At 47.0% G+C, this 12,175-nt stretch carries 8 protein-coding genes; 4 read left to right on the top strand and 4 right to left on the bottom strand.

The genetic code is table 11. The features are described from left to right. Positions 1 to 204 precede the first annotated feature (204 nt). From JGK11_RS00370 to JGK11_RS00385, 4 genes are read right to left on the bottom strand one after another with little or no spacing between them, the layout of a single operon-like run. Positions 205 to 420 carry a hypothetical protein gene (locus tag JGK11_RS00370; RefSeq protein ID WP_293179187.1) on the bottom strand — a complete coding sequence of 72 codons (216 nt, stop codon included), beginning with the start codon at positions 418 to 420 and terminating at the stop codon, positions 205 to 207. 23 nt (positions 421 to 443) lie between these two features. Beyond that, on the bottom strand, positions 444 to 794 hold the full coding sequence (locus tag JGK11_RS00375; protein ID WP_293179184.1) for a DUF5615 family PIN-like protein: 351 nt from the start codon (positions 792 to 794) through the stop codon (positions 444 to 446). Further along, positions 788 to 1,126: a DUF433 domain-containing protein gene (locus JGK11_RS00380; RefSeq protein ID WP_293179181.1), complete on the bottom strand. Its 339-nt coding sequence runs from the start codon at positions 1,124 to 1,126 to the stop codon at positions 788 to 790. The genes JGK11_RS00375 and JGK11_RS00380 overlap by 7 nt, the downstream gene beginning before the upstream one ends. Before the next feature lie 14 nt (positions 1,127 to 1,140). After that, a complete protein-coding gene (locus tag JGK11_RS00385) occupies positions 1,141 to 1,377 on the bottom strand; it encodes a hypothetical protein (protein ID WP_293210178.1) in 237 nt (78 codons plus the stop codon). A gap of 405 nt (positions 1,378 to 1,782) precedes the next feature. Between JGK11_RS00385 and JGK11_RS00390 the strand changes: the two genes are divergently transcribed. The 4 genes from JGK11_RS00390 (at position 1,783) to JGK11_RS00405 (ending at position 11,958) form a co-directional block, all read left to right on the top strand. Further along, positions 1,783 to 2,400, top strand: a complete 618-nt coding sequence (locus JGK11_RS00390; protein ID WP_293210180.1) for a Uma2 family endonuclease — start codon at positions 1,783 to 1,785, stop codon at positions 2,398 to 2,400. 52 nt (positions 2,401 to 2,452) lie between these two features. Continuing rightward, positions 2,453 to 5,377: a filamentous hemagglutinin N-terminal domain-containing protein gene (locus JGK11_RS00395; RefSeq protein WP_293179172.1), complete on the top strand. Its 2,925-nt coding sequence runs from the start codon at positions 2,453 to 2,455 to the stop codon at positions 5,375 to 5,377. Between the two features lie 61 nt (positions 5,378 to 5,438). Then, positions 5,439 to 8,573, top strand: a complete 3,135-nt coding sequence (locus JGK11_RS00400; protein ID WP_293210182.1) for an S-layer family protein — start codon at positions 5,439 to 5,441, stop codon at positions 8,571 to 8,573. Between the two features lie 769 nt (positions 8,574 to 9,342). Next, positions 9,343 to 11,958, top strand: a complete 2,616-nt coding sequence (locus JGK11_RS00405) for a CHAT domain-containing protein (protein WP_293210184.1) — start codon at positions 9,343 to 9,345, stop codon at positions 11,956 to 11,958. Positions 11,959 to 12,175 lie beyond the last annotated feature (217 nt).

Here is a 12,175-nt window from a genome sequence, read left to right on the forward strand (position 1 = left end):
AATTAGGTTCAACAGAACCTATCTACTAATCTAGCACAGATTTTTGAAAAGGCAAGCCTAGTAAATATCCTCTTTTAGCCAACTCACAAAAATTAGAGAGCTAATTGTATGGCAGTTGGGGTGCAATACTGGATATAATCGAAGCATCCATCTTTGCCAGTTGACGTTGAAGAATACTCAGATGATCTGTATCCAGTAAATATTTCATAGCTCATCTTGAGCTTTGAGGAGAGACTCATCCCCTTGGCGAATCGCTCGTCCATAGGCAAGTAGCTCCTCAAAGGCAGGTTCATCTTTGAAAGACCCTATAATTTGCTGCAACCAATTCGTCGGTTGAGAAGCTACAATTTGGTTCTGCAACTGGGCGATCGCTGCTTCCACTACTGCAAGCCGTTTCTCTAAAGAAGTGTTAATTGCCATTTGAGTTTCCCTAGTTAATCCTTTCACCACGGGAGGTACTGAACTTGACCTTCCAACTCTCCCTCCTGACTGCACTCTACAAGGACAAGAATGTCCTCAATCACTCGTCCGATCGGAGCATCCGTGCTAATTTCGATCACCCCTGGCATCGGCTGACTTTGCCTCACTCGATCGTAGGCATAGCGAGTAATCGTAGCGACATCGTGAGTCAGCAGAATACGCCCTTCCTGCGCTGCCCACTCTAAGACGGTTGGATCATCTTTCCCTGACAGCCCAACATCTTGTACGCGAACGATGTCGAGCTTTAGGTTACGGCGAAATAACCCTCGAACGATCGTATTGTCGAAGTTTTCATCAGCAAGAAATTTTAACATGGTTCTTGCGCTGTTTTGCGGGCAAGCAGGCGATCGCGCAAGCCTTGTGGGTCGAATTTTGCTTGATTCATAGTGCGAATCTCTTGCGATTGCTGCCGTCGCTGTTGCAAGTACGCTTCTACTTCCGATTCGTGCTTGAGATAGAAGGCGATCGTGGCATAAACGTCAGCTAGATTCAGAGACGGATAGCGATAAACAGTTTCTTCTGCGGTCGCGCCCTGCTGAAAAACACCGATTACAGTATCTAATGTAACGCGAGTTTTGCCGACGAGAATCACACCATCTTCATTTGCATTTAAAGGAGCCCGTTCAGCTACGATTGTCAGTGTCATAAGCATCTTCAAATTCAATATCCCAATAGTAGCAAATCCACTCGTCGCGCTTCCAACATTGCAGCCACGTCCTCATCTGTCGGTGCGGGTTGGTCTGTCTTTAGCAAGCCTCGCATCCGCTGAATCGCACCAGAACGATCGCCCCTGGTAACTGGCGGATATTGCAAGGACTCAATGATGGCGCTCACTAACGCAAGGCGATCGCTCGGTGGCAGTTTAAAGACGTGCTCCTTGACTTCTTGTAGCAACATAGACGGCTCCTAAGATTGAAGGTGTCTACCATCTAGTATGAACGATTGCGTTCTCCATGACCAGGTAGAATTAGCTCTGTTCCCGGTAACTCATTCAAACTCATGACTCTTTCTCCTCTGAGTTATATCAAATCCCGTAGCATCAGAATTTTTCATCTCTCTTATCTCCCTCTGTGTTCTCTGCGTTCTCTGTGGTTAAATCACGATCGTGCAACGGTCAACGATCTTACATTCAAAACCTTTGATAAATTTCTCACATTTTAGCGCTGACAGTCAAATTTTATTAAGTGGCGGTCTCGATCGCTACTTGGATCGCGATCGCACTGATACGATCCAAATATATAATTATAATGGAACCGGAAACGATATAAATCCTAACCTAGTTAACACAAGAGGGCTTGTCTTATGGTTCAGACAAAAACTAAACTAACATTTGTAGAGTTTATCGAAAAGTACCCCGACGGATCGGGCATCTACGAACTTGTAAATGGAGAGATTGTCAAAGTGGAAGCAACCAGAGCTCATAAAAATGTAGCACGATTTCTAGTATTTGGCTTTAACGATGAAATCAGGCGCTTGGAACTTGACTATATCGTTGACAAAGATATAGTTTTCAGAACTGTAACAGCGAGGGGGCAAGAGCAAGGCAGAAATCCTGATCTCGGCGTGGTCAAGGCATCAGTATGGAATAGCAATGTCCGCGGCTACGGAGCCCTTACCGAACCTATACAATTAGCAGTAGAAGTAACTTCAACTAACTGGGAAGACGACTATGTTGATAAGTTGGATGAGTATCAACGGCTCGGTATTTGTGAATATTGGATTGTGGACTATTTAGCTATCGCTTCTAGGGCTTATTTAGGTAATCCCAAAATTCCCACAGTTTTTGTTTACTCTTTGGAAAATGACCGCTATTTAGTTCAAAGTTTTACAGGTAATGAGCGCATTATCTCTAAAACTTTTCCCGAACTAGAAATCACTGTAGAGCAAATTGTGATTAGCAGCCAAATGCAAAACCTTTAGAGAAACGAGATGAGCTTACACAGATCGACTTTATCCTAAAAATAATTTTTTTATGCCTCGCTTACATTACTCCCTACTGTTTGCCTTCCTGTTGCTATTTCCCGCAAGTGCGATCGCCCAAATCATCCCCGACAGCACTTTAGGTGCCGAAAGTTCGCGCCTTGTACCGGATACAATCAACAACTTACCCTCAGATCGCATTTCAGGAGGCGCAACTCGCGGCTCTAATCTCTTTCACAGTTTCCGCTCCTTCAACATCGGTGAAGGGCGGGGACTTTATTTTGAAAATCCCAGCGCAGTTTCTAACATCTTCACCCGCGTCACGGGCGGGCAACCCTCAAATATTTTAGGAACCCTCGGAGTCCAAGGCAATGCCAACTTATTTTTAATCAACCCGAAAGGAATTGTCTTCGGCCCCAATGCAAGATTAGATTTGCGCGGTTCATTTGTCGCTTCAACGGCTGACAGTATTGTATTTAATAACGGCTTTGAATTCAGCACCACCACAGGGCAAACATCCCCACTGTTAACAGTTAATATTCCAGTTGGTCTGAGATTTAGAGACAATCCCGGTACAATTGTCAATCAATCCACAGCTACAGGAACAGTCAATCTCCCAGGAACATCTCCCGTAGCGATTCCAATTACCGAGAGAGTTGGCTTAGCAGTAGACAAGGGTCAAACTTTAGCACTGATTGGCGGCGACATCCAAATCCCAGGCGGCAATTTAACCGCTAGTGGCGGACAAATTTTGCTCGGTAGCGTAGCCAGTCCTGGTTTAGTAGATTTGGCACTAACCCCTGGTGTATCCGGGCCTGGTAATCTTACTTTAAATTATGGCAACATTCAAAACTTTGGCAATATTCAAATATCCAATGGTACGCTGATTAACACGAGTGGAACAGGTGGCGGTAGAGTAGAAATAACAGGTGGAAATATCGGTATCAACGCTGCACAAATATATGCGTTCACCTTTGGAAATGCTGGCGGAAAAGGTATTGATATAAACGCCCAAAAAATGCAAGTAAAAAATGGCACGCAATTGTCTACTTTCACTTTAGGAGATGGTGCTGGAGGTAATATCAATTTGCGCGGTGCTGATTCGGTAGAAATGAGCGGGCAGGGAATTGAGAGCTTTCAACAAATTGTAATTAAATATCTCCTATCGGGAACAGTTGACCCTTTTGACCCTAAGTTTATGTTTTTTAACGGTACTGCTGGCGCCGGAAATGGGGGAAGCGTCAACATCGATACCGGACGGCTGCTGATGCGCGATGGGGTAGTAGGTAGCGGCATTACTTTAGGTGCTGGAAATGGCGGCAATCTGAATATCCGCGCCAACACTTTTGAAATCGCGAGTTCTGGAATCAACAACGCCACAGCTAAAGATAGTAGCGGTGCCGGAGGAAGCATCAACCTTGATGTTGGGCGGTTAATTATGCGCGATGGTTCCCTTCTCGGCAGTACGAGTTACAGTAACGGGCCGTCGGGAAATATCACCGTAAAAGCTGCTGAATCGGTAGAACTGTCCAACTCCAGTAGCAGAACTGCTATATCAACTGGAATCAGCACTCTCAGTATCGGTTCTAGCGGCAGAGCAGGGGATATTACGGTTGATACCAAGCGCTTGAGTCTTGCTGACGGTTCTGCTTTTACATTAGGAACAGGTATATTAGTGGGCTTTCTGTTTTCCAGGAACGGCGGAGCGGCGGGAAACTTAACAGTTAGGGCCAGCGAGTCAGTGGAAATTACAGGAATTTCTCCTGTTTTGACTAGCGGGAATCGCACTGATAGTGCGCTGAGTTCTGCAACTTTGAGTTCTAGTCGGGGCGGGAATATCCGCGTCGATACGCCGAGGTTGGTGGTGCGGGATGGGGGGCTAATTTCTACGAGATCTTTTGGTGCTGGAAATGGAGGTGATGTTACTATTAATGCCGATCGCATTGAAGTCAGTGGCATCAGCAGTAACGGTTTATCTGTCAGTTCAATTGATGCTTCTGTCGGCAGCCGGTTCCCGATTAATAGTCCCAACCCGACGGCGAATGCTGGCGAATTGAATCTTAATACCCGTCAATTGATCGTTCGGGATGGCGCTACAGTCACGGTGCAGGCTAGGGGAACCGGACGGGCTGGTAATATCAATGTTGTCGCAGATGCAATTTCCCTTGACGCCAAAAGCAGCATTGACGGCACAACTGTATCCGGTACGGGTGCAAATATTAACCTGCAAGCAAAAAGCATTGAGTTGCGACGCGGCAGCCGGATTACTACCGATGCAGGTAATTCCGACGGCGGTAACATCAATCTCAACAGCCAGATTCTAGTCGCCCTCCCCCAAGAAAATAGCGACATCACCGCCAACGCCCGCACCGCAGGTGGCGGCCGCGTCAATGTTAATGTCCCGAATGTCTTGGGCTTTGCAGCAGTCGGCCGCGAACAAGTCAGAAGCAGGTTGAATCTCAGTGACGCGCAATTTGCAGCTTTGCAAGTCAGTCCTACTTCTCTGCTTGAGAGTAGCGACATCGCCGCGATTTCTCAAAGTGCAGGCCCGGCTTTGCAAGGTACTGTTACTTTTAGTTCTTCTGGGGTGAATCCCGCTCAAGGTTTGGTAGAATTGCCACAAAATGTGGTGAATCCGGCTGCATTAATTGCGGCAAATCCCTGCATTGAAGGAGCCGATAACGAGTTTACTGTTACTGGTCGGGGGGGAGTGCCTCCTAGCCCCAATGACTCTCTGGGTAGCACAGAAACACCGTTTCCGTGGATAGAAATAGAAGAGGAAGGAAGAAGGAAGAAGGAAGAAGGAAGAAGGAAGAAGGGAAGAAGGGAAGAAGGTGAAATTCCCGATCGGGAAGTTGTTCCTGCTCAAGGCTGGGTGATGAATGAGAAAGGGGAAGTTACGCTGGTGGCTGCGGAAGTTGCCGGTCAATTTCCACAGCGCACGAGGCGTCCTGATTCTGTTTGTCAGCCTCGATAACTACAAACAGGGCAAATGCTAGAAATTTTATGACCGAATGTTAGCTAACAAAAGGTTGATTATGATTTTCCAATATCTCTACTTATGGCAGATTTGCCAAATTAATGAACTCAAAGACCGAGACAAATACTATATTTTAAGAGTGATTTACCTTTTAGATCGCGATCGGTCGATTACGAAAAGAAAAACGGTTCGTAGTGCGGACTTTAGTCCGCAGAATAAGAGCGGACTAAAGTCCGCACTACGAACTTTACTTGTTGCGGTTAATCGACGGAACCTGATATTATTTGCATTTTTTTACCTGTGTCTGTTTACTGAAAGTGCGATCGCCCAAATCGTCCCCGACAGCAGCTTGGGAGCAGAAAGTTCGCGCCTTGTACCCGATAATATCAACAACTTACCATCAGAGCGAATCACTGGTGGTGCCACTCGCGGCGTGAATTTATTTCACAGTTTTCGAGAATTTAACATCAAAAGTGGAGAGGGAGCTTATTTTGAAAATCCCAGCGGAATTGCTAACATCTTCACCCGCGTCACGGGCGGGCAACCCTCAAATATTTTAGGAACCCTCGGAGTCCTAGGCAATGCCAACTTATTTTTAATCAATCCCAGAGGACTTATTTTCGGCCCCAACGCTCGGTTAGATTTGCGCGGTTCGTTTGTCGCTTCAACTGCTGAGAGTATTGTATTTAATAACGGCTTTGAATTCAGCAGCACCACAGGGCAAACATCCCCGCTGTTAACAGTTAATATTCCAGTTGGTCTGAGATTTAGAGACAATCCCGGTACAATTGTCAATCAATCCACAGCTACAGGAACAGTCAATCTCCCAGCAACATCTCCCGTAGCGATTCCGATTACAGATCGAGTTGGCTTAGCAGTAGACAAGGGTCAGACTTTAGCACTGATTGGTGGCGACATCCAAATCCCAGGTGGCAATTTAACTGCTAGTGGCGGACAAATTGCACTCGGTAGCGTAGCCAGTCCCGGTTTAGTAGATTTGGCACTGACATCGAGTCCACAGCAGGGGAGTTTAAGTTTAAATTATGGCAACATTCAAAACTTTGGCAATATTCAAATATCCAATAGTACGCTGATTAACACGAGTGGAATAGGTGGCGGTAGAGTAGAACTCAAAGGTGGAAATATCGGCATCAATGCTGCACGAATATATGCGCTCACCTTCGGGAATATTGATGGAAAAGGTATTGATATAAACACCCAAAAGTTGCAAGTGCAAAACGGGACGCAATTGTCTACTTTCACTTTTGGAGATGGTGCTGGAGGTAATATCAATTTGCGCGCTGCTGATGCAATAGAAATCAGCGGGCTGGGAATTGAGGGCTTTCAACAGATTGTAATTAAATATCTGGCATCGGGACTAATCGACCCATTAGCTGCGAACTTTGTGTTGCTTAATGCTACTGCTGGCGCTGGAGCAGCCGGAGACATTAAAATCGATACTGGACGCCTGCTGATGCGGGATGGTGCAATATTTGGCGGCATAGCTTTTGGTGCTGGAAATGGTGGAAATTTAAGCATCCGTGCGAATACTTTTGAGATTCAGGGTTCTGGGAGCAACAACGCAACAACGAAAGGGAGTACCGGTGCGGCAGGAAATATCACCGTTGATGTCCAAAGATTGATCCTGCGGGATGGTGCTATTCTCGCCAGCACTAGCTACAATGCTGCCCGATCGGGAAATATAACAATTAAAGCTGCTGAATCGGTACAATTGTCGAACACCATTTCTCAAACTGCTGTCGCAAGCGGCATCAGCACGCTTACCATCGGCTCTACCGGAAAGGCGGGAGATATCACTATCGATACAAAACGGCTGAGTCTTTCTGGGGGCTCCGCGTTCACCTTGGGGAGCGGTGTTTCGGTTGGCGGAGTTATCTTCTCTACGAATGGGGGGCCAGGAGGAAACTTAACTGTTAGGGCTAGCGAATCAGTAGAAATTGCAGGTATTTCTGAAGTTTTGAGCAATGGGAATCAAGTTGCTAGTGCTTTTTCCTCTGGAACAATTAGTTCTAGCCGGGCCGGGGATATCCGCATTGACACGCGAAACCTGATTCTGCGGGATGGGGGCTTCATTTCTTCTAATTCTTCGGGTAAAGGAAACGTGGGGGATATTACGATTAATGCCGATCGCGTCGAAGTAAATGGTAGTTTAGGTAATCCTCGTTTTAACAGTTCTATTGATGCTTCTGTTGGCAAGGCGACGGGTGATAATCCCAATGCTACGGCAAATGCAGGTTCGGTGAACTTGAATGTCGATCGATTGATTGTCCGGAATGAAGGCAATGTGACGGTGCAAGCTTTGGGAACCGGGCGCGCTGGTAATATCAATATTGTCGCAAATGCGATCGGCCTTGACAACAAAGGTAGCATTGATGGCAGAAGTGTATCCGGTGTCGGAGCAAATATTAACCTGCAAGCACGAGACATCCAATTGCGCCGCGGGAGTCGAATTACCACCGATGCGGGTACTTCTGAAGGTGGCAATATCAATATTAATAGCAATACTTTGCTCGCCCTCCCCCAAGAAAACAGCGACATCACCGCCAACGCCCGCACCGCAGGTGGCGGCCGCGTCAATGTTAATGTCCCGAATGTCTTGGGCTTTGCAGCAGTTGGCCGGGAACAAGTCAGAAGCAGGTTGAATCTCAGTGACGCGCAATTTGCAGCTTTGCAAGTCAGTCCCACATCTCTGCTTCAAAGTAGCGACATCACCGCGATTTCTCAAAGTGCTGGCCCGGCTTTGCAAGGGGCGGTAACATTTACTGCTTCTGGGGTAAATCCCGCTCAAGGTTTAGTAGAGTTGCCACAAAATGTGGTGAATCCGGCTGCGTTAATTGCTGCTAATCCCTGCGTTGAAGGAGCCGATAACGAGTTTACTGTCACGGGGAAAGGAGGAGTGCCACCGAGTCCTAATGACTTTCTTGGTAGCGCACAAACGCCGTTTCCGTGGGTGGAAGCAGAAGGAAGTTCGGCAACGAGCGCTGTACGGGATGTAACGGATGTAACGGATAGAAGTCCGAAGGAAGAAAGGGAAAAAAAAGCTCGGGAAGTAGTTCCGGCGCGCGGTTGGGTGGTGAATGAGAAAGGGGAGGTGACGCTGGTTGGATACAATCCAGGTAATGCTGCTGAGTCTCGCAATCCTCGATCGAATTCTCTTTGTCCGTCGCGCTGACAAGATGTTTTTTACGGCGGATAAACGCGGATTAATTGGGTGCATCTCAATGCAAGCAAATATGTTTGTATGGGCTATAGCATGACCGCAGTGAATATAAGATTATAACTAATAACTTATATGCAGTCATGCTTCTTCAGGCTTCAAAAACCAGATGCACCCGATTAATTGGTGATTGGTAAGTGGTGTACTGAATTTAAATTGTCTATTTTAATGCAATACAATTGAGAGCAGACCGCCAAGAGAGCAAAAGCCATGTGAAAAATAAATTCTGCGATGGGAGCATCTCAGTTTTGCTATAGTGCGAGCGTCCCCGCTCGCGTGCGTCCCCGCTCGCGTGCGTCCCCGCTCGCGTGCGTCCCCGCTCGCGTGCGTGTATAAGCCAATACGGTTTACTTAAGACAGTCCGTTGGAAAAACGAGGTGAAAAATAGACGCTGCGATTGCCGCGCGTGGACGTTCGCAATGACAAAAAAGCATTAAGTAAACCGTATTGGTGTATAAGCACGCGAGCGGGGACAGCACTAAAATAAAAAATGCTTCTTACAAAACTGAGATGCTCCCTTCTGCGATTGCTTCGTTCCTCGCAATGACAATTATCACCCAATACAGTTTACTTAGGACGGTACAGGGGGAAAAAGCAATGTGAAAAATAGATTCTGGGATTGCTTCGTTCCTCGCAATGACAATTATAACCCAAGCCTATTGTATTTTAATGCCCTATTTCACCCTCTCCCACTCTCTCCCCGTCTTCCTACAAGTGCTTGAATATGAAATTTACCCGATCGCTCCGACAAGCAATTCTCTTATTTCTGATATCCTGTCTGCTAGCGGTGGCGATTCCTCCCGCAGTTGCTCAGATGCGGTCACCACCAGCGGTGCAGCTTGTCCGACAAGCTCGAACTCTGTATGCTTCAGAACGTTTTTCCGAAGCTGTGCCGCTGTTACAGCAAGCGGCGACGCAATTTGAGGCAAAAGGTCAAAATCTCGATCGCGCGGCGGCTTTGAGCAATTTAGCTGCAACCTACGGGCAACTAGCGCTTTGGGAACAAGCAGAACAAGCTGTGAATTCGAGTTTGTCGGTGGTGCGGGCGCAACCCAAAACTCCCGAACAGCAGCGGATTTGGGCGGAAACTCTCAACATTCAAGGACAGATTAAACTCGAACGGGGGCAGACTCAAGATGCGATCGACATTTGGACGCAAGCTGCTAAATTTTTTGAGCAAATTGATAGCAAAAATCAACTTTTGCAAGTTCAAATCAATCAAAGTCGAGCTTGGGAAACTCTCGGACTTTACCCCAGAGCTTGCAAAATATTGTTAGGTTCTTTGAACCTGGAAAACAAAACCTGTGAAGTTTTGCCCGCAGGCTTAGTAAGTTTGAAAAATCAATCTGTTTCCTTAGAAAATATTCGGGCAATTAATGCTTTAGCCAGGGTGCTGCGGGTTTTGGGACAACTGGAACGCTCCGAGGATTTGCTGTCAGCGGGAATGGAAGCAGCCCGAAAAATAGGTGTCCCACAAGAAGAGGCTGCAATTTATTTGAATTTGGGAAACACAGCCCGGGCTAAAAGCAATAAACCGGGTTTGAGTATGGAAAAGCGGACTGATTTGGAACGCTCCGCCTTAGAATATTATGCTCTAGCGGCAGAGGCGATGCCGGGGAAATCAACTATCGGGATGCAGGCGAGGTTGAATCAATTGAGTCTGTTTGCAGATAGCCAAAATGCCTCGGAAGCACAGATTTTGTGGCGTTCTCTTGAACCTCAAGTCGCTCAATTCCCTTCCAATCGTGCTGGGCTTTACGCTCAAATTAATCTAGCACAGACCTTGATTAAATTGGATAAATTACCAATCGGTACTCCAGGTTTGAGCGATATCGCTCAAATGCTTTCCTTGGCTGGGGAATCGGCAAACCGTTTGGGCGACAAACGAATACAAGCTTATATTTTAGGAGCTAGGGGCAAGGTTTACGAACTCAAACAACAGCATTCTATAGCTGAAACTTTGACTCTTGAAGCTTTGAGTTTAGCACCGGCGTTTCAATCTCCCGATATTGCCTATCAATTATTGTGGCAACTCGGACGGATTCGGAAAGCTCAGGGGAATACAGAAGGGGCGCTCGTTCAATATACTCAAGCTGTAAATGTATTGTCTTCTCTGCGCGGCGATTTGGTAACAGTTAATCCCGAAGTGCAATTTTCGTTTCGGGAAAGTGCCGAACCAGTTTATCGGGAATTAGTCGGGCTGCTGTTGCAAGATGAATCCCCCACTCAAGATAAGTTAAAACAGGCTCGCCAAACGGTGGAATCTTTGCAGTTGGCGGAATTGGATAACTTTTTTCGGGATGCTTGTGCTGATGCTAAACCAAAGTCGATCGAGGAAATCGATCCGACGGCGGCGGTGATTTACCCAATTATTTTGAGCGATCGTTTGGAGGTAATTTTGTCAATTCCCGGCAAGCCTCTGCGCCGCTATACGACTAAGAAGTCTCAATCCGAGTTAGAAACAGCCTTCAGACTAGCCAAAAATACCATCAGGCCTTCTGCTTTTGTGCGCGACAGGTTCCCACCTATTCAACAGGTTTACGACTGGTTAATCCGCCCCGCAGAAGCCGATTTGACTGCCAGCGGGATTAAAACGCTGGTATTTGTGCTCGATGGTTACTTGCGAAATCTGCCGATCGCAGTGCTGCACGATGGCGAAAAGTTTTTGGTAGAAAAATACAGTATTGCTTTGGCGCCGGGACTGCAATTGCTGGCACCGAAACCGCTCAGCCAAGTAAAGTTAAAAGTGCTAACAGGTGGCTTGTCGGAATCGCGTCAAGGCTTCTCGGCTTTGCCGGGGGTGAAACAGGAACTCGAACAAATTTCAGCCCAGATGCCGGCGAGTGCGCTGCTGAATCAAGATTTTGTCAGCACGCAGTTGCACGATCGCATTAAAGCTTTGTCTTACCCGATCGTCCATTTAGCAACTCACGGTCAGTTTAGCTCGAATGCGGCGGATACTTTTATTGTGACTTGGGATCAAAAAGTAAATGTTAAGGAGTTCGATCGACTTTTGCGATCGCGCACTGGGGAGAAACAACAGCCGATCGAGCTTTTGGTGTTGAGTGCTTGCGAAACTGCTTCCGGCGATAACCGGGCCGCATTGGGTTTAGCTGGCGCCGCAATTCGATCGGGTGCTCGCAGCACAGTCGCCACCCTTTGGCAAGTAAACGACGAATCTACCGCTATTTTTATGACTGAGTTTTACCGCCAGCTTGGTGGTTCTAAAGCCAGCAAAGCTGAAGCCCTCCGCAACGCTCAATTAACCCTGCTGCAAAACGAAGAGTATCAAAATCCTTATTTCTGGGCGCCTTTCGTGCTAGTAGGGAATTGGCAATAAGTTGACAGTTGGCTGTTGACTGTTGACTGTTGACTCCGAAAGCAGTTTGTAGGGGCGGTGCCCCCTGGCCCGCCCTCTTAGTTGGGTGGTTTTATTGTCGGGAAAAGAAATCTGAAACTACCAAAATTATCGATCGAAGATTGGCTCGTGCTTGGGCCAAGGTACGTAGTTGCGCTTCAGCGCTCTTTCCTAGATCTCAGCAAAGAGTGCTCCCATC

The organism is Microcoleus sp. PH2017_34_RAT_O_A, from assembly GCF_020737885.1.
Classification (GTDB): Bacteria; Cyanobacteriota; Cyanobacteriia; order Cyanobacteriales; family Microcoleaceae; genus Microcoleus.